We start from the raw sequence: 17,490 nt of genomic DNA, 5'->3' as shown, positions 1-17,490 counted from the left end.
AGCCGGATCCGCGTAATCATCTCGGTTTCCAAGACTGCAAATCACGTCCCAGTATTCGCTCCAGCTTCTCGACCTCACCGACAAAATACCGACGCAATTCGTCTTCGAACTGTGGCGAAATAGTGCTTTCGGGCCGAGGCTTGCGGAATCCGAAAGCGGACAGGATTCCCCCTTGAGAGTTTCTTCGCTTATTATGAACCTCGAAATCTTGCCGCCCGTCATCGGAGAGCCCAAGAAACTCCAGCGTCCGCAGATAGACACTCCGGGGATCATGGCGCAGGTCGTCCATAAAAATGGTGTGAACTTGTTCCCCCGGACAAATCTCCAACAGACGCTCGACCTGCGTGCCCAGCCTCGCCACCTGCGAATACTGCAAGGCATCCGTGGCCTTCAGTCGCGGGGGTAAATTCTCCCCGCGTCGTCGTGATTCTTCCAGCCGCCACGCCTTTTCCAAATCACCTTCGACTTCCTGCCTTTCATGCAGCTTTTGCGCATGCCAGGACGGAACCATTTCGGCGGGGTCGCGCAGCATGACAATCAGCCGCGCGTCGGGCACGAGTGCCCTGATCTCCAACAACGCCGCCTCGCACCGCAGGTTTCGGGTCGTGGCATCACCCCGCAGTCGATGCTGTTCTTTCGCCCGATCGAACAGATGCAAGTATCCATCCAGGTCCCGATCCCACGCCTTCGAGCGTCGCTGTAGACGGTCCACCGTAAGTGACCGGGAGAAGTAGCAGGGCTCTTTCGGGGTGGTAATGAACACCTGTGGATGACCACCCAGATACCGCGCCAACGAAGTCGTGCCGCACTTTGGCGCGCCAATAATGAAAAAATTCGGTCGATTCACTTCACGTATACCTTGATTGAGGTGCCTCGTCGGATCTTCACTTCTCCAAGAGTAGCGATCCGCATGCGAAGTTGCCATCAAGATATTCCATTCTCTATCAACCACCCGTATCCCTGCTCACACGCCGGGTTTGTCGATTGCTTTTTGATTTGCGCATCGTTATTGTGTTTAGCATTCGTCATGTCCGCTGGAACAAATATTTGGCGTGTTCTGTTGGTTGCGGGCTGTTTGATGTTCCCCCTTTCGGTCATCCGGGCCGACACCAATACACCTGCGCCGGCCGCTGTCCCTGTGCCACCGGCGGGCGACGCTGACCACTTTTTTGCGCAGTACGCCAAGGCGGTCCAACTTGTGCGCCAGAATGGGCCGCGGGAAGCTTCCGTGATCATGGATTTGCTGTGGCGCAGCCTGGGCAGTTCGCCGTGGTTTGAGATCGCGCTGCTCAAGCATGCGGAACTGAACGAAATCTCGAATGCAAGAGTCGCATTGGAGGACTACGACGTGCTGCGCAAGCGCATCGAGAATGCGCCGTACTTCCAGGGGACCGCCGACCGCGCGGCAGTATTTCGTGCAGCGCTGCTCGGGTCCGCAATGCGCGGCACCGACCGCGTTCGCATCCAACGCATCCGCGATGCGCTGGGCGTCTACAACACTCGCTACCATCAGTTCCCCGAGTCGCTTGCGAAGTTGGCCATCTTCAACTATATCGACATGGAAGACATCCATAACTCCGAGGGACGGCTGTTCCACTACACGCCCACGGGACAGCAATTTACCCCGGCGATTTCCTATCACACCTACGTGATCGAGCCGCTGGCGCCCGAACCGTTCTTTGTGACCTCACCGAAGCTCGAGGGCACGACGCAGCTGGATGACAAGACGAAGAAATATGCCGCGCTGATCCGCGTGCCGGGCCACATGGACCCGCACCGCGTGTTCGAGGACCAGACACTGGAAGGATACTTCGTCGCTGCCGTGGCTGCGGGTGGCGCGATTGTTTGTACACCGGAACGTGTGCTGGTATTGGTCGCCCCCGATTAAATTGTCCGGGCCGTTACGCTACGCTGAAACCATTATGAAACTGACATTCTTTGGTGCGACACGCACTGTCACGGGCTCGAAATACGTCCTGCAGGCCAACGGCAGGAGCATCCTGATTGAATGCGGCATGTACCAGGGCCATCGCGCGGAGTGGCTCGAACGCAATACGCATCTGCCATTCGACAGTTCGAAGATTGACGTGATGCTTCTAAGCCACGCGCATATCGACCACACCGGGGTCATTCCCGTGCTGGGTCGGAGCGGTTTTCGCGGCAGGATTTTCTGCACCGAGGCGACGGCCGACCTCTGCCGCGTGATGTTGATGGACAGCGCCCACATCCAGGAACAAGACGCGGCGTTTCTCACGAAGAAGAACGCGAAGAAAGGTCTCCCGCCGGTGGAGCCTCTGTACACACAGACCGACACACAGGCGGTCCTTGGACAGTTCCAATCGGTTGCTTCCTATAGTCAGCCGACCACCGTCTCGGATGGCGTGACGGCCACCTGGCTGGATGCCGGGCACATGCTGGGTTCGGCGATGATCATCATCGATATCGAGGAAGGCGGACGCAAAGTCCGACTCGCATTCAGTGGCGACCTGGGGCGTGGCAACAACGACATCCTGAACGACCCCGATCATCCGCAAAACGCCGATTATCTGCTGACCGAAAGCACATACGGCAATCGCGTCCATGAGCCGGTTGCCGACGTTAATGACCGCGTCTGCGCCATCATCAATCGGGCACTCGAAAAGAGTGGCAAGATCATCATCCCGGCGTTTGCTGTCGGGCGCACGCAGCAGTTGCTCTATACCGTCTACCAGCTCACGAAGAGCCGCTGTATTCCCTCGTTGCCGATTTATGTGGACAGCCCGCTGTCTCTGCAGGCGACGGAAGTGTTCAAGCGCCATCCGGAAGGCTTCAACAAAAGCTTCCACGACCTCATGATGAATAGCCAGAATCCGTTCAATGCCTCGAACATCACCTATGTCCAGAGTGTCGAGGAATCAAAGGGGATCAACGATTTCAAAAAGCCCTGTATCATCATCAGCGCCTCCGGCATGGCCGAGGCCGGACGCGTCCGCCATCACATCCAGAACAACATTGAGGACGAGCGTAACACGATCCTGATCGTTGGCTGGTGCGCCCCACACACCCTCGGCGCACAACTCGCCTCGGGCCACAAGGAAGTGAATATTTTCGGTGACCCGTACAAGGTGCGCGCGACCGTGGAGACCATCGACGCATTTTCCGGGCACGCCGACAAGAATGAACTGCGCGCCTGGGCTGAGAAAATCACCGGGCCCTTGCGCGGCATCTTCGTGATTCACGGCGAAGAAGAACCCGCTCTGGCATTTGCCGAAACACTTCGGGGTCTGCATCCGCAGGCCAATGTGCGCGCGCCGGAGTTCGCCGAGTCCGTGGAACTTTGACCTTTCCCGTAAAAAAAAGAGCCCCGCATGGAGCGGGGCTCTCTGAATCTTGAACTGCTAGGGTTGGCTTACAGGCTCTCTTTGAGACCCTGACCTGCGCTGAAACGCACGGTCTTGGAAGCCTTGATCTGAATCGCCTCGCCGGTCTTCGGGTTGCGGCCCATGCGCGCAGCGCGCTTGCTCACGCGGAACGTGCCGAAACCGACGATCTGCACCTGTCCGCCAGTCTGCACACCTCGGCGGATCGAACGCAACACTGCGTCCAACGACCGTTCGGCCGCGGCCTTGCTAAATTCTTTCCCCAACTCTTTTTGCACAACATCAACCAACTGCGCTTTGTTCATGTGTTCTCCTTGCACGAAATATTCTTGGTTGCCGTTCAAATCCCTGGACCCAACCCTGCCCAACTGGCCTTTTTGTGCCATAAACAGCCCGCACCGTCAATCAAATTCACGCTTGCGGTCAGACCCCCGCTGGTGACTCAATGCGCCAAAGTGCCAGCGGGTCATCCCGCTCGGGAAATCAATCTTCCTCTTGCATCGCGGCCGTGACGGCCCAGGCCAAAGAAGTTGCGATGCAGAGCACGAGGAACCAGGGCAACAGCGCCTGGGAATTGAGCGACAGCAGAACGGACAAGTCCAGCGGAGACAGGTTCTCCCACGGCAGCCAGCGGAGCGCCAGCGCTGCACCGATGGCCGTGATTCCGAGCAAAACAGTGGGGCGGAGCCATACGCGACGACGTCGCGGCAACGCCGCAAGGACGCGCCCCGTAAAACCATTATCGTCTAGGTGCGGGCTTTGCTCGCGCAACAACACATCAATCGGATCGTTCTCTTCAGGCTGACTCATAATTCTGATACCCGAGCAATCGTCGTTTCAACTTTTCCTTCCCGCGCAGCACATTCGTCTTCACCGTGCCGAGCGGACAATCCAAAACCTGTGCCGTCTCCTCATGCGTCAATCCATTCTGGCAGCACAACACCACCGCCGCCCGCTCGTGTGAAGATAAGCCTTTGAATGCCTCCGTCAAGTCGAGGCGTAAATCGCTGCGCGAATCCCCGGCCCACGTCGCCGTCTCCACCACCGGCTCCTCGACGTCTTCCAATGCCAGCTCTTTCCTTTGGCGCGCCACGGTGCGGAATTCGTTGTACGCAATCCCAAAGAGCCACGTCGAGAATCGCGCGCTGCCGCGATACGTTCCCAGTTTCCGCCACGCCTTCACAAACGTCTCCTGTGCCAGGTCGTCCGCCAGATGCGCGTCGCCCCGCGATAACCGCCCCAAAAAAGCGCGCACTGGCGACTGATAGCGACGAACCAGCTCGCCGAAGGCGTGCTGGTCGTCGCACGACAGGGCACGCGCGATAAGATCGGTGTCGGTTAAGGACACGCTCTATCGAGGTGGTTGGCTCTTGTTCTGGGATTTATGTTCCACAAACCATGTAATCAAGAATGCCGCGCCGATGAATAGCACAATCCATCCTCCCTTCTTGTCCCCTCCCGAGCCCGAGATCAGCAAAGCCGTTCCAATGCCCGCCAAAACCAAACCGGGCAGAAGACGGCCGCGTGTCGAGCCGCCGGTCGTGTCACTGGGGCGCTTATTTCTAATCTCGGCGACCAATTCCGGAGTAATGGGTACGCCCTTTTCAATCATGGCCCGCATGGTTTCATGCGCCATCCTGTTGCGTCGATGAGCGAAATAACCGGCAAGGGCAATAATCGCCACAGGCATCCCAAAAGTGCAAACGATGGCGAGCATGCCCGTCATATGAGCAGCAAGGATTCCCCACTCTCCATGTCGACGCACAAAATCCGGCGCATTGATATCCACCGGGTTCGGCCCGCCAACATGAACGCCCGTCTCGTCAATCCGCACCGGCGGATGATCCGCATCGGCTGACGTTCCGCGGGTTGTCGTGGACGGCGCATTTGTCCCGGCAGACGCCTCCGCCGTCGCTGTCCCTTCCGCATAGACGGACACCGCGCCCCTCGCGCTCAACAGTGATGAAGCGCCCACCAGCGCAATTACCACAACCATCTTTTTCCATATGTTTTTCATAGTTATATCGCCTCGTTTGCTAGTGGGACGCACTGACTCGAGCGTTTGGATTCAGAATTCTTCGCATCTCTTTCCCATCGAAAACGGCGAACTCTCGGAAAACGAACCCGAATTGAAATTTCGGCAAGATTTACACAATTCACTGCCACTCCGCCGCTTCCATTCGTCATTTCGTGGATCCAATTCGGGTTCGTTTCGCAGAAACACATGTGTCGAGCCGCGCCTGGCCCCGAGTCGTACCGCAGCGGCCCCGCAAAGGCGGATACCCCGCATTCGTTCCGGGGTTGGAAGTTAAAAAGTTCAATGTTCATCTGTTCTTTCAAGCCGATTATACCCATCTTGTGCCCCGTGTCGAGAAAAATATCGATTAACGATAGATGGCTGGAAATTGTTCAATTTGAGGCGGAACAAACGCGTCGCTTGCGGCTCGTACTTTTTAGGACTGAGACATAAACCAGCAAACTGAAGGGAGACACTCGGATGAAAGCCAATCTGATGGATGGAACAGTTTTGCGCGCGGGCATGATGGGGCGCCGCCGGTTTCTCAGGGCGCTCGGCGTGACTGGCGCGGCCGTTGCCACCGGCATGCGCTTCGACCAAACCGCACTGGCAGACGCGGGAACCTCACACAAGAAAATCGACCGCGGCGACGCTGACATTTTGCGGTTTCTGGCCGCGGCGGAATTGATCGAAACGGACTTCTGGCAGCAGTACAACGAACTCGTCGCCGGCAACGCACCCTATGGCGCCGCGTTGGCGAACCTCGACGAAGACATGGCGGTATACGTCGCCGACAATACCGACGACGAAAATACCCACGCCGAGTTTCTCAACGCGTACCTCGTGTCCCAAGGCGCCGAGCCGGTCAACCTCGACGTGTTTCGTACGTTGCCCAGCAGCCCGGCAACGGGCGCAGCGCAGATCGGACGGTTGACGAATCTGACGATGCTAACGGTGGATACGAGCTTCTGGATTCGTTACCGCAGCACGGGCAATCCGGATTTTGGCGACACATTTCCCCAATTCATCGACATTGTGGACCGCACCGCGATCCCGTTGCGCGATGATTACACCGCCGACGAGATCCAGGCCATCGCCAACACCGCGGCGTTTCACTTCCCGTCCATCGAGCAAGGCGGCTCCAGCCTCTACACCACGATGCTGACAAAGGCGACCGCGCTCGACACGGTCCGCATCATTGCCGGCATCGGCGGCGTCGAGGTCGCGCACTTCACCGTCTGGCACGACAAAGCCGGTAATGCCCCTCCCGTGAGCGTGGACGGTCTTGTCTTCCCGGACATGGAGACGTTCAACGGTGACGAACTGCGGCAGAACAACCTGATCATGCCGGAGCCGTGCAAGTTCATCAGCGCGGACTTGCCGGAGTGTTCGGTCATTCGTCCCGGCACGGCGGCGCATTCCGGTGCGGTGGCGGCAGCCACGGCGCTGACCAACTCCGGCTTGTTCACCGGCCAGAGCCCCGCGTTCTTTGCCGCGCTACGCCAACTGGCTCAAGCGGCCGACGCCGCCGCGCGGCATGGGCCGTGATCGGATCGGTCCGTTGTCTGATCAACCGTCGTAGCTGCCGAGGATCGCTTGCTTCAGGGAATTGAGATCGCGTCGTGAGAAGGCTGGCTCGCCACCACCTTTGCCATTCGGTCCTTTCGGTCCGTGAGCGGACTTCAGCGGCCCGCTAATCACGAAGCTGAGCGCCTTGGTGGCCAGCTCGATGTAAAGGAACGGTTTGGTGATATAGTCGTTGCCTCCGCACAACGCGGATTCCGTGCGGTCCTTGAGGTCCTTGCGCATGCTCAGGAAGATGATCGGCGTATCACGGTACGCCGGCATCGCGCGAAAGCGGGAACACAGGTCGAATCCGCTCGCGTCAGGCATCTCGATATCCAGAATGATCAGGTCGAACCGCTTCCCCGTCCGCCGCTTCAGGGCGCTAACCGGGCTATCCGCGCAAATGGCCTTCAGATTGACCAGCGCCAGGGCGTGGCTGATGGCCAGGCGCGCGAACTCATCATCGTCCACAACCAGAATGCGGGCTGCGGAAGGATTCTTCGCCCAGCCGCCGTCGGGATAGGCAAACAGGAACTTCAAGGTGTCGATGGCCTGCGCAATCGTCAGCACAACCGACGGGCTCAGTCGCTCCGGCGCATCACAGAGTTCCTTGAGCAACGCTTCCAAGGCCGCGGACATCTGCGCGATCCCGTCCAACCCGGCAACGGCCGCCAAAGCCGTAAGCGGCCGGACAACTCTGAACAACTCGTGAAAGCAGGCTTGGTTGTCCGGGTGATAACCCTGACAAGCGAGTCGTTTCAGCGGTCGCCATAGCGCCGCGAACGTCTTTGGGGACGAATCGAGGAACCTCTTTCGCACCTCGGCGTCGAACGCAACCTTGGTCCTGGCCTTCGCCAGGGGCACCGCCGGTGGCGGGGAGTCTTCCAGCGCGTTCCTCACCAATTGGACGACCAGGTTGGGTGTGACGCCCACCTTGGGGATGACCTGGTTGGCGCCCGCCTCCCATGCCTGCTGCACCGCGCCCCCAAGATAAGCATTGGTGAACACGAGCACGGGAAGCGTGCGCGGGCTGCATTTCGTGCGTATCCGTTTTAGCACCTCCACACCGTCAATCTCTGGAAGCAGAAGATCGAGTAATACCAAATCGACCTTCTGGTCATCGAACACCTCCAACCCGGCTTTGCCGTCGATGGCAACATCGACCCGAAAACCTTCGTCGCGAAGTTTCCGGGAATATACATCCGCCACGAGCGGATCGTCTTCAACGATCAGAATACTCTTCATAACATGCACCTCTCCCTTATGCCTTGAGGTTTACTTCAGTTTCGCTGTGTTCGCGGAGGAAGTGTTCGATCCGCGAAAATTCCTCTGTAACCTGGCCATATACGCGCGGGGTATCGGCCAGTTGGCCTGCTTGGCCCATTCGTTCCAACTCGCGCAGCAGCCCCACCAGTGGCTTCATGCCGCACATCGCGCTGGAACCGGCTGCGCTGTGGGCAATGCGTTTGATATCAGGCGCGGTGCCGGTGGCAATGGCTTCGCGCAATCTGGCGAGTTGCTCGGTTGTCTGCCGGAGATAACGGTCCGCCAGCTCCCGCAGACGTTGCTCGTCGTTTCCCGCGATCTCCATGAATGTTTCCAAATCGACGGACGGCGGGTCGACCTGGCTGCGGTGCGGGCCATCTCCTTCCCGCGGATCTTCGCGGGAACGGGAGGCAACGTTCGGCATCTCGCTCGCGGTCGCTGTGGTTGACCCGGTGAGCCACTGTGTCAGGACGCATTCCAAATGAACCACACGCACGGGTTTGCTCAGAAAATCGTCCATGCCAGCCGCCAGGCACTTGTCCCGGTCCTCCTTCATCACGTGGGCCGTCATGGCGATGATGGGGATATGTCCCGCATTGTCTTCTTGTCGCCGGATTTCAGCCGCGCACGCGTAACCATCCATCTCCGGCATCTGGCAATCCATCAGGACCAGGTCATAGTGAATCCGGTTGAGGGCCTCCAACGCTTCGATGCCGTTGGCCACCGCGTCGGCGCCGAAACCCATTTCCCGCACCTGGCGCAGCACGACCTTCTGGTTGAACGCGTTGTCCTCGGCGACGAGGATGCGCAGGCGCTTGCGTGCTTTTTCGGGAAGCTGTTGCGCCGGCAGTTCGGCTGTCGTGGAAGTGATTTCCGGCAGGTTCTCGAGTAGCAACGCCGTTGAATTCAGCTTTTCAAACTGCGCCGTGAACCAAAACGTTGAGCCCCGGTTGGGAACGCTCTCGCACCCGATCTGACCCGCCATGAGATTGACCAGTTGCTTGCAGATGGCCAAACCCAAACCGGTGCCGCCGTATTTTCGCGTGGTGGAGGGGTCCACCTGCGAAAAAGGTTGAAACAGGCACGCGCGGGCCTCTTCGGGAACGCCAATGCCGGTATCGGCAACCTCAAATCGCAGAATCACGTGCGCGTCGCTCTCCGATTCCTTGGTAACGGAAATCTTGATTTCGCCCTGCGGTGTGAATTTGATGGCGTTGCTGGTCAGGTTGGTTAACACCTGCCGCAAGCGGCCCGGGTCGCCGCGCACCGCGCCGGGCACCTCCGGGGCGATGACCGAACGCAACTCCAGCTTCTTGGCGTGTGTCTGCTCAACCAGCATCGCGATCACTTCTTCGACGGCCGTGCGCGGTTCGAAGTCCAGCATTTCAAACGTGAGCTTGCCGGCCTCGATCTTGGAAAAATCCAGGATGTCGTTGATGATCGTCAACAGCGATTCGCCGCTCATGCGCACGATCTCGACAAATTCCCGCTGCTCGGACGTCAACTCAAGATGGAGCAGGATGTCGGTCATGCCAATGATGCTGTTCATCGGCGTGCGTATTTCGTGGCTCATATTGGCAAGGAACTGCGACTTCAACCGGGCCGATTCCAGCGCCGCGTCGCGCGCCCGTGCCAGTTCCATTTCGCGCTTCCTCTTCGTCATGTCCAACATCGAGCCGATCATCCGGATGGCCCGCCCGTCGTGATCGCGCAGGATGTAGCCGCGGTCAAAAATATCGGCGTACGAACCATCGGCGCGGCGAAACCGGTATTCGCCGGACCAGAAATCCTCTTTTTCGCCCCGCACCCGCGCTCGTAAACCGTCCTCCACCCGCTTACGATCGTCGGGGTGGACGTTTTGCATGCGCCAGGCGCTCGTAGGGACGATCTCCTCCTCACCATATCCCAGCAGTGTCTGGACGTTGCGATTCCACCACACGGAATCGCTCGTGATGTCCCAGTCCCACACGGCTTCATTGGTGGCGCGCGTGAGGATGCGGAATCGCAGTTCGCTTTCCTCCAGCAACTGCTCGGTGTGCTTTTCTTCGGCCACGGCAGCCGCCGTCATGCGCAACTGCTTGTGGAAGACCCCCACCACTCCGGCCCCCACGGCGACCAGGAGCCACGGCAACAAGATTGATGACAGTGTATTTATCTCCATTGTGACGGGATCAGTGCAGGGGTGCGTATTCGGTTGTTTGTGAAGGACGAGCGATGCGCGCCAGGTTCCGTTCGATGCAGGCGATCAGAATGTCGGGGCGCGCCGGTTTGGCAATGTATTCATGACGACCAATGACCCGGGTGCCGTTTTTGCCGACCTCGCGCGGCGTCACGATGCAAGTCAGGAAGACGATTGGCGTATCGGCGAAGCCGGGGTCGCCATTGATTGTCTCGGCGACGGCGCTCCCCTCGACGTTGGGCATGCAAACATCGAGGAGGACCAGATCGGGTCCGAACTCCCGCGCAATCTCGAGCGCCTGACCGGGATCGTTGAGCTCTCGAACTTCATAACGGCCCGTTCGCTCGAGAATCAGCCGGGCCACGCGGGTGGCGTTGATATTGTCGTCAATAACCAGTATGCGGTTTATCTTCATGGATGTTTCCCTTCGATGGAATATTCGTCGGCGCGCCACGTCGTGTTGAGGCTCTTCTCGATGCAGCTAATCATGCGCGGCAGCCGCGCCGGCTTGGCAACGAAATGAAACCCTCCCTTGGATGTGCCATCCCCCACGGCTTCCCACTCCGACACGAGCGAAGTGATGAATACCACCGGGGTTTGCTGCAATTCCGCGTCGGCGCGAATTTGAAAGGCCACGTCGAGGCCCTGGGAACCCGGCATACAGACATCCAGCAGGATGAGGTCGGGCTTGAATTCCCGCGCCACGGTTAGCGTTGGCGCGGAGTCGTTCAACTCTCGAACCTCGTAATGGCCGGTTCGTTCCAGGCTCAATTTGACCATTCGCGTTGACTGAACGTCGTCGTCGACGACCAGGATTCGTCTTGTCTTCATGGAGACGCCCTCCCGTTGGATAACTGGCGGTTCAAGTCGACCGTATCGGTGTGCTTCTCGATACAGGCGATCACCCGTTCCAGACGCGCGGGCTTGGCCAGGAACGGGAACGTGCCGCGCCGCGCACTGCAATCCCGGGCTTCGTTCTCGGAAATAATCGAGGTGAGAAACACAATGGGGATATTCTGGAGTTGCTTGTCATTTCGCAGCGCAAAGGCGACGTCACCGCCGTCGCCATCGATCATGCAGACATCCAGCAGGATCATATCGGGCTCGAACTTGCGAGCGGCCGGCAGGGCATTCGTGGCGCGCTGCTCGGTCTGGACTTCATACGCGCCGGTTCTTTCCAGACCGGCTTGCAGGATCCGCGCGCAAGCCTGATCGTCGTCAACTATAAGGACTCGTTTTTTGTTCATATCTTGGATCTTTCCTGAAATATCGCGGCGCAGGCGTTCGTCAACCGCGTCCGCCGCGCCCGGTGTATTCTCGCTTGTACTGGTCCTGAGTTTGTTCATACCGCCGACATTACTTTCCCAACCGCGTTATAAAGGCCGGCGTGGCTGAATGGCTTGGACAGGATCAGGTCCGCCCGCCGTTGGGTCTGGCCGTTCGTCAATGCTTCGGTGAAGCCCGTCACCAGGATCACGGGCATATCCGGATCCAATTCCTTGATGGCTTCGGTCAACTGGTCCCCATTGACCTCGGGCATTGCACGGTCAATGAGCACCAGATCGAACTTCCCCGCCCGGAATTTGCTCAGTCCCTCGCAGCCATCAGCGGCCGTCTCCACCGCGTGCCCGTCCGAAACCAGGTATTCGACCTCAATCCCGCGCACCATCGGCTCGTCCTCAACCACCAGGACACGAAGCGGATTCTGTTTTGAGGCAACGGGCGTCTCGGTCGCAGGAGGTTGTTTGTGTTCGCCCGGACCGGCGGGGAGCCGAATTGTGAAGGTTGTGCCTTTGCCGACCTGGCTTCTTATTTGGATTTCGCCGCGGTGTCGTTGGATAATACCGTAGGCGCTCGCCAGCCCCAAACCGGTGCCGGCGAAGCCCTTCGTCGTGAAGAACGGTTCAAAACAACGCCGGCGAACTTCTTCCGTCATGCCGTTACCGGTGTCGCTGATCTCCAGAATTGCGTGTTCCGCGTCGGCGCTCGTGCGAAGGGTAATTGTGCCGCCTTCCGGCATGGCGTCGACCGCATTAAAAATGAGGTTGGTGAATACCTCGCGCAGTTCGGATTCGTCCACGAAGGCCAACACTTTAGGTTGAAGTTCCGTTCGGATCTCGATCGAGACTCCCCCGGCTTGGGCTTCCAGCCGCCACTTCGGCTCGGTAAGTGAAATGGTTTGTTCGAGAATGGCGTTAAGGTCGACGACCTTGAATAACTCGGTGTCGCGGCGTGGCCGATAGAACTCGTGCAAGCGTCGTACAACCTGGGCCGCGTCCCGCGCGGTGGTGTTGATCATTCGCAGGTGATCGCGCACCGTCTCCGTGCTTTGGAGTTTTTCAGGGGACGTCAGCAGCAATTCGGTGAAGCCCAGTATCTTGGAAAGCGCATTATTAAAGTCGTGGGCCACCCCGCTGGCCATTCGGCCCAGCGCCTGCAGACGTTCCTGCCCGACAATGTGCTGTTGCGTGCGGCGCAACTCCGTCAGGCTGCATTCCAGGCGGTGGTTGGCTTCCCGCAGGGCCCCTTCCGCGTCCTTGCGTTCGGTAATGTCCTGGAAGGTCAGCACCGCACCGACAACCCGGTCATCCTCATGCATCGGCATGCAGGTGTACTCAATCGGAACCGCCGAGCCATCCTTCCGCCAAAAAACTTCGTCGTCCATCCAATGCGCCAGGCCGTCCCGCAACGTGGCGCAGAGCGAACAATCCTGTTTCGCGAAGGGTGTCCGGTCCGGCCGGCTGTGATGGACGGTTTCATGCAAGGGTTTGCCGATCAGTTCGCCGGCCTCCCAGCCAATCAGCTTCGCGCCGCGGGGATTGATGAAATTGATCACGCCGTTGGCGTCCAGCCCGCAGATCCCCTCACCCGCCGCCTCCAGGATCGATTCGGTGCGGCGCCGCCATTGTTCGAGCGCCTGCTCCGCGTTCTGGCGTTGGCGACGAGACTCCGCTTCGCGCAATTCGCGCTCGACCGCCGGTACCAACCGCGCAAGGTTGTCCTTCATGATGTAGTCATGAGCGCCCGCTTTCATGGCGCCCACCGCCAACTCCTCGCCGATGCTGCCCGACACAACGATGAAGGGCACGTTGGACGCCCGCTCCTTGAACAACTTCAGCGCAGCCAGCGAGCTGAACCGCGGCATGCGGTGGTCCGAGACGACAATGTCCCAAGGTCCCTCCGCGAGGGCGGCAGTCATTTCTTCCGGGGTTTCGACGCGGCTGTAGGTGACCGCATAACCCCCGCGGGCCAGCTCGTTCTTCAGCAGCAGGCAATCGTCCTCGGAGTCCTCGACAATCAATACTCGCAAGGGTGTGTGCATATCAGCTCCGTGGTGGGGGCGGCGATTCGTTTAACACCAGCCAGTACAGCCCGAGTTGCCGCACCGCCTCGGTAAACTGCGCGAAGTCCACCGGTTTGCGGATGTAGCTGTTCGCGCCGAGATTGTACCCGTTGGTGAGATCCAGTTCTTCCTTGGAAGTCGTCAGGATGACCACCGGCAACAAACGCGTACGCTGGTCGGCACGCACGCGACGCAAAACTTCCATGCCGTTCACCTTGGGCAATTTCAGGTCAAGCAGGACAATCGCGGGCAGATCGTTGCCGTTGCCGTGCAGGAACTCAAGCGCCTCGCTGCCGTCATGGGCGACGACGACTTCATTGGAGATATTGTTCTTCTTGAGGGCGCGTAATGTCAGCGCCTCGTCATCGGGATTATCTTCCACAAGCAGAATCGCCTTGTTGTTCATGGGGCTCCCTTCAGTCGACGCAGGACCCGACCAGTAGCGTTTCGGTCGGTTGGTTGGTGTTTTCGGGGACGTGTGGTCCATTCTCAATCGAGTAGAGCGCCTCACCGAGTTGGTTCATCGTCCGGTGCAGAGCCTCGATCGACTCGGAGTGGGTTGCGGCGTGCTCGCGCGTCAGGGTTCGCAGTCTCAACTCGAGAGACCGGCTGAGGGACGGTACCGGATGCGCCAGGGCGGCTCGGGCAGCGCACCCAAGGGCATGGATCCGACGCAACGCCTGATTCTGCGTTGCCGAGAAGGATCGCTCGTCTGTCGCCTCTTCCAATTCTACCAGGTCCGCCCAGAGCGAGCGGAACCGCGGCGGGGCCTGCTGTTTGAATTCCCTGGTTAACGACGACAGGAACTGTTCGTATGTGTTCATGTTTTCACCTCTTTATGACAGCGTAAAATGGATTGTTGCCCCTTTGTTGACCGCGGCCTCCACCCACACGCGGCCACCGTGACGGCTGATGATGCGCTGCACGGTAGCCAGCCCGACCCCGGTGCCGGGGAACTCGTTCATGGCGTGCAACCGTTGAAACGGCGTGAAAAGCTTGTCAGCGTACTGCATGTCAAACCCCACCCCGTTGTCGCGCACAAAGAACGAGGAATTGCCGTTGTCCTGGTCGACGCCGAACTCGATCGTCGCCCTGGGTTTTTTGGCCGTGTATTTCCAGGCGTTGCCGAGAAGATTTTCGAGTACCACGCGTAAAAGCTGCGGGTCACCCTTTGCCTTCAGGTCTTCGCCAATTCGCAATGCGACGTGTCGGCGCGGATCGAGTCCGCGCAGCTCGGCGGCAACATCGCCGGCGATTCTGCCCAGATCGACGGGCTCGCGGTGCAGTTCGCTCCGTGACACGCGCGACAGGTTCAACAGATCGTCAATCAGTTGCCCCATGCGCTGGCTACCGGCGCGAATGCGCTGCAATAGTTTTTTGCCATCACCACCCAGCTTGTCGCCATAATCTTCCAGCAATGCCTGGCTGAAACCATCCAGGCCGCGCAGCGGAGCGCGCAAATCGTGTGAGACGGAATAGCAGAACGCCTCCAGTTCGCGGTTGGCCGCTTGTAACTGTTCATTGGCGACCTTCACTTGCTGCGAACTCTGGAAAACCTCGGCTTCCATCTGCTCCATCCGCGCGCGCAGGGCGCTTTCGTCACCGCCGCCCCCTCGCGACGTTTGTTTGACAAACTCGGTCACGTCTTCCACGCGGTGGATGATGTATTCAATCCGCCGATCCGCGCCGAAGACGGGCGAATTGACGGGGCTCCAGAACCGCTCCTCGAAGACGCCGTCGGGACGGCGGACGTCGTATTTTTGAATGGCCATCGTATCGGCGACGCCGTTTTGAAGCACGCGCTGGAGTGATGCCCGTAAATTCGCAACGCCGTCGGCCGCCGGATCGTCAGGATTATCCGGAAAAATCTCGAAAATACCGTGATCGAGAATCGCCTCGCGTTTGGTCATGGTGGCCATCAGGTAGGCATCGCTCACCGCCACGATCGTGAGGTCCGGTGTGAGCACGACGTAGAGACCGGGCAAGGACTCAAAGAGAGCGCGGAAGTGCAGGTGCATTTGCTCGATGCGCTTGCGCTCGGTGATATCGCGCGTCACCTTGGAAAAGCCCACTGCCTTGCCGGCGGCGTCCCGCAGCACCGTAATTACCCCATTTGCCCAAAACTGGGACCCATCCTTCCGCACCCGCCAGCCCTCATCCTCGCATCGCCCCTGAATCATCGCGGTCTTCAAGGCTTGCGTAGGTTTTTCCAACTGGATGTCTTCGGCGCTGTAGAAGCGAGAGAAAGGCTGGCCGATGATCTCGTCGGCTGTGTAGCCCTTGATTCGTTGCGCGCCGGCGTTCCAACTCGCCACACGTCCATCGCAATCCAGGCGAAAAATCGCATAGTCCGGGATGCCGTCCAGCAGTGACCGAAATCGGTCTTCGCTTTCGCGGAGGGCTTCCCCGGTGCGCAAGCGTTCCTTGATCTCAACCTGCAACGCGGAGTTGGCAGTGGTCAATTCGGCCGTGCGCTCGCGAACGCGTTGCTCCAACCCCTTCTGCGCCAGGTGCAATGCGTTGTCCTGCGTCTGGATTTGGGTAAGCATCTGGTTGAAGGAATCGGTCAGCAGGCCGATTTCGTTGCGGCCCTGCTTTTCCGCGCGGACCGAATAGTCCTTGTTCTCGCGGATGACTTGCGCCGTGTTCGCCAGGCGCAGGATCGGTTGCGAAACGAGTTGTTGCATCCAGAACGAGATGCCCGCAGTTATCCCCATCGCCCCCAATACGACCAGGGCGGCAATTCTGGCGAACGACCTGAGACGATCGTCGATCGCTTCCAAATCGGACTGTAAATAGATCGTGCCGATGGCTTTCCCGTCGAGGCGGATCGGACGGAACAACGCGAGGCGATCGCGGGTGAACTGATAGCCTTCTTTTCCCGGTTGAGATGGCAGCTCCGGCCGCGTTCCCCGAATGCCGTACGCGGCGAAGCGCCGGCCCTCCTTCGCGAACAGGCAAGCCGCAACCAGATGCGGTTTTGCCTGCAGCGCCAGAAGGATATTCTCGGCCGCACTCTGGTCATCAAACTTCAGGGCGACCGTGCTGTTCTGGCCGATGACATCAGCAAGGACCTCCAGGTCTCTCACCATTGCCTGGCGGGAGGCGACCAACTCGTAATGGATGAACGCCCCGCACGCCAGCAATAATGCGGCCGTGCTGGTCAACATGATGACCGTGGTGACCTTCCATCGTATGGGCATGTCTTGAAGCCAGTTCATCTTAATTAATCTCTTTGGCCGTCTGGGGACCAACCACTGTTCCCAGGGCCAGCAATTGCGCGTTGACCTTGAGCCCCTTGCGTTTCGCTGCTTCCACGTTGATTTCAAACCGCACTTTGTTCCCTTGCAGAAAGAGGTTGGTAATGCCACCACGGCGCGCAAACCCTTCGACTTCGCCGATCGTAAATACGCTGGTGCCGTCCAGACTGGTTAGTATCTGGCCGATACGGCCTTTTTCCGATTTGCTGATAAAGAGCACATGGCAGGCTTTTAAGTCCTGGATCCGCCGGGAGCGTTTAATGACCAATTTGCGGTTCCGGATGGTTTCACCCTCGATGATTCTGTCCAGAACCGGACCAAACGGGTCATCACCCAATATCCCGATGACGATTGGCGCGTCGTTGTCGGTGAATGCCTCTGGTGGCCATTCCACAAAATGCGTAAAATTGAAGAGGAAAGCGGCCTTCAGATCGTATTCCCGAACAATCTTGCCTGTCGCCTCTGCGGCATCCAACCTCAGCGCCGTGGCCGCCAGCAAG

The 17,490-nt window shown here is 59.0% G+C and carries 18 protein-coding genes; 3 read left to right on the top strand and 15 right to left on the bottom strand.

Translation table 11 applies throughout. The features are described from left to right. Window positions 1–16: 16 nt before the first annotated feature. On the bottom strand, window positions 17–847 hold the full coding sequence (locus VNL17_01055) for a sulfotransferase (GenBank protein ID HXI82659.1): 831 nt from the start codon (window positions 845–847) through the stop codon (window positions 17–19). A 231-nt stretch (window positions 848–1,078) separates the two neighbouring features. Here VNL17_01055 and VNL17_01050 point away from each other — a divergent pair, with 231 nt between their 5' ends. Both VNL17_01050 and VNL17_01045 read left to right on the top strand, forming a co-directional pair. Next, window positions 1,079–1,888, top strand: coding sequence for a hypothetical protein (locus VNL17_01050; protein ID HXI82658.1), 810 nt, complete (start codon window positions 1,079–1,081; stop codon window positions 1,886–1,888). Between the two features lie 34 nt (window positions 1,889–1,922). After that, the gene (locus VNL17_01045; GenBank protein HXI82657.1) at window positions 1,923–3,320 is read left to right on the top strand and encodes an MBL fold metallo-hydrolase; all 1,398 of its coding nucleotides are present in this window, start codon (window positions 1,923–1,925) and stop codon (window positions 3,318–3,320) included. A gap of 68 nt (window positions 3,321–3,388) precedes the next feature. On the opposite strand, the gene VNL17_01040 is transcribed toward VNL17_01045, so the two are convergent. The 4 genes from VNL17_01040 to VNL17_01025 all read right to left on the bottom strand — a co-directional run bounded on the left by VNL17_01040 (window position 3,389) and on the right by VNL17_01025 (window position 5,376). Then, window positions 3,389–3,664: an HU family DNA-binding protein gene (locus tag VNL17_01040; GenBank protein HXI82656.1), complete on the bottom strand. Its 276-nt coding sequence runs from the start codon at window positions 3,662–3,664 to the stop codon at window positions 3,389–3,391. Window positions 3,665–3,842: 178 nt separating this feature from the next. Then, window positions 3,843–4,169 (bottom strand): hypothetical protein, encoded by a 327-nt coding sequence (locus VNL17_01035; protein ID HXI82655.1) that lies wholly within the window; start codon window positions 4,167–4,169, stop codon window positions 3,843–3,845. Next, on the bottom strand, window positions 4,156–4,707 hold the full coding sequence (locus VNL17_01030) for a sigma-70 family RNA polymerase sigma factor (GenBank protein HXI82654.1): 552 nt from the start codon (window positions 4,705–4,707) through the stop codon (window positions 4,156–4,158). The genes VNL17_01035 and VNL17_01030 overlap by 14 nt, the downstream gene beginning before the upstream one ends. A gap of 3 nt (window positions 4,708–4,710) precedes the next feature. Continuing rightward, window positions 4,711–5,376, bottom strand: a complete 666-nt coding sequence (locus tag VNL17_01025) for a DUF6249 domain-containing protein (protein HXI82653.1) — start codon at window positions 5,374–5,376, stop codon at window positions 4,711–4,713. Between the two features lie 480 nt (window positions 5,377–5,856). On the opposite strand from VNL17_01025, the gene VNL17_01020 reads away from it, so the two are divergent. Then, window positions 5,857–6,924 (top strand): ferritin-like domain-containing protein, encoded by a 1,068-nt coding sequence (locus tag VNL17_01020; GenBank protein HXI82652.1) that lies wholly within the window; start codon window positions 5,857–5,859, stop codon window positions 6,922–6,924. A 21-nt stretch (window positions 6,925–6,945) separates the two neighbouring features. Here VNL17_01020 and VNL17_01015 read toward each other — a convergent pair whose 3' ends face one another. The 10 genes from VNL17_01015 to VNL17_00970 are packed head-to-tail and all read right to left on the bottom strand — an operon-like array spanning window position 6,946 to window position 17,489. Continuing rightward, on the bottom strand, window positions 6,946–8,187 hold the full coding sequence (locus tag VNL17_01015; GenBank protein HXI82651.1) for a response regulator: 1,242 nt from the start codon (window positions 8,185–8,187) through the stop codon (window positions 6,946–6,948). Window positions 8,188–8,203: 16 nt separating this feature from the next. Beyond that, window positions 8,204–10,369: an ATP-binding protein gene (locus VNL17_01010; protein HXI82650.1), complete on the bottom strand. Its 2,166-nt coding sequence runs from the start codon at window positions 10,367–10,369 to the stop codon at window positions 8,204–8,206. A gap of 10 nt (window positions 10,370–10,379) precedes the next feature. Next, the gene (locus VNL17_01005) at window positions 10,380–10,802 is read right to left on the bottom strand and encodes a response regulator (protein HXI82649.1); all 423 of its coding nucleotides are present in this window, start codon (window positions 10,800–10,802) and stop codon (window positions 10,380–10,382) included. Next, the gene (locus VNL17_01000; protein HXI82648.1) at window positions 10,799–11,218 is read right to left on the bottom strand and encodes a response regulator; all 420 of its coding nucleotides are present in this window, start codon (window positions 11,216–11,218) and stop codon (window positions 10,799–10,801) included. The genes VNL17_01005 and VNL17_01000 overlap by 4 nt, the downstream gene beginning before the upstream one ends. After that, window positions 11,215–11,733 carry a response regulator gene (locus VNL17_00995; protein ID HXI82647.1) on the bottom strand — a complete coding sequence of 173 codons (519 nt, stop codon included), beginning with the start codon at window positions 11,731–11,733 and terminating at the stop codon, window positions 11,215–11,217. The genes VNL17_01000 and VNL17_00995 overlap by 4 nt, the downstream gene beginning before the upstream one ends. Continuing rightward, complete coding sequence (locus tag VNL17_00990) at window positions 11,730–13,709, bottom strand: response regulator (protein ID HXI82646.1); 1,980 nt, start codon at window positions 13,707–13,709, stop codon at window positions 11,730–11,732. The genes VNL17_00995 and VNL17_00990 overlap by 4 nt, the downstream gene beginning before the upstream one ends. A 1-nt stretch (window position 13,710) precedes the next feature. Beyond that, window positions 13,711–14,136, bottom strand: a complete 426-nt coding sequence (locus tag VNL17_00985) for a response regulator (GenBank protein HXI82645.1) — start codon at window positions 14,134–14,136, stop codon at window positions 13,711–13,713. Between the two features lie 10 nt (window positions 14,137–14,146). After that, window positions 14,147–14,554, bottom strand: coding sequence for a hypothetical protein (locus VNL17_00980; GenBank protein ID HXI82644.1), 408 nt, complete (start codon window positions 14,552–14,554; stop codon window positions 14,147–14,149). 12 nt (window positions 14,555–14,566) lie between these two features. Continuing rightward, window positions 14,567–16,951, bottom strand: a complete 2,385-nt coding sequence (locus tag VNL17_00975) for a PAS domain S-box protein (protein ID HXI82643.1) — start codon at window positions 16,949–16,951, stop codon at window positions 14,567–14,569. A gap of 1 nt (window position 16,952) precedes the next feature. Beyond that, complete coding sequence (locus VNL17_00970) at window positions 16,953–17,489, bottom strand: YfiR family protein (protein HXI82642.1); 537 nt, start codon at window positions 17,487–17,489, stop codon at window positions 16,953–16,955. Between the last annotated feature and the right edge of the window lies 1 nt (window position 17,490).

It is taken from the genome of Verrucomicrobiia bacterium (assembly GCA_035577545.1).
Lineage (GTDB): Bacteria > Verrucomicrobiota > Verrucomicrobiia > Palsa-1439 > Palsa-1439 > Palsa-1439.
This window is presented reverse-complemented; position numbering and strand designations above follow the sequence as displayed.

What these genes read in the sequence shown, in the direction of transcription:
- VNL17_00975 (HXI82643.1), bottom strand. Translation starts at nt 16,951, where the DNA reads ATGAACTGGCTTCAAGACATGCCCATACGATGGAAGGTCACCACGGTC.
- VNL17_00990 (HXI82646.1), bottom strand. Translation starts at nt 13,709, where the DNA reads ATGCACACACCCTTGCGAGTATTGATTGTCGAGGACTCCGAGGACGAT.
- VNL17_01020 (HXI82652.1), top strand. Translation starts at nt 5,857, where the DNA reads ATGAAAGCCAATCTGATGGATGGAACAGTTTTGCGCGCGGGCATGATG.
- VNL17_01035 (HXI82655.1), bottom strand. Translation starts at nt 4,169, where the DNA reads ATGAGTCAGCCTGAAGAGAACGATCCGATTGATGTGTTGTTGCGCGAG.
- VNL17_01040 (HXI82656.1), bottom strand. Translation starts at nt 3,664, where the DNA reads ATGAACAAAGCGCAGTTGGTTGATGTTGTGCAAAAAGAGTTGGGGAAA.
- VNL17_01025 (HXI82653.1), bottom strand. Translation starts at nt 5,376, where the DNA reads ATGAAAAACATATGGAAAAAGATGGTTGTGGTAATTGCGCTGGTGGGC.
- VNL17_01005 (HXI82649.1), bottom strand. Translation starts at nt 10,802, where the DNA reads ATGAAGATAAACCGCATACTGGTTATTGACGACAATATCAACGCCACC.
- VNL17_01000 (HXI82648.1), bottom strand. Translation starts at nt 11,218, where the DNA reads ATGAAGACAAGACGAATCCTGGTCGTCGACGACGACGTTCAGTCAACG.
- VNL17_01010 (HXI82650.1), bottom strand. Translation starts at nt 10,369, where the DNA reads ATGGAGATAAATACACTGTCATCAATCTTGTTGCCGTGGCTCCTGGTC.
- VNL17_00980 (HXI82644.1), bottom strand. Translation starts at nt 14,554, where the DNA reads ATGAACACATACGAACAGTTCCTGTCGTCGTTAACCAGGGAATTCAAA.
- VNL17_01045 (HXI82657.1), top strand. Translation starts at nt 1,923, where the DNA reads ATGAAACTGACATTCTTTGGTGCGACACGCACTGTCACGGGCTCGAAA.
- VNL17_00995 (HXI82647.1), bottom strand. Translation starts at nt 11,733, where the DNA reads ATGAACAAACTCAGGACCAGTACAAGCGAGAATACACCGGGCGCGGCG.
- VNL17_01015 (HXI82651.1), bottom strand. Translation starts at nt 8,187, where the DNA reads ATGAAGAGTATTCTGATCGTTGAAGACGATCCGCTCGTGGCGGATGTA.
- VNL17_00985 (HXI82645.1), bottom strand. Translation starts at nt 14,136, where the DNA reads ATGAACAACAAGGCGATTCTGCTTGTGGAAGATAATCCCGATGACGAG.
- VNL17_01050 (HXI82658.1), top strand. Translation starts at nt 1,079, where the DNA reads ATGTTCCCCCTTTCGGTCATCCGGGCCGACACCAATACACCTGCGCCG.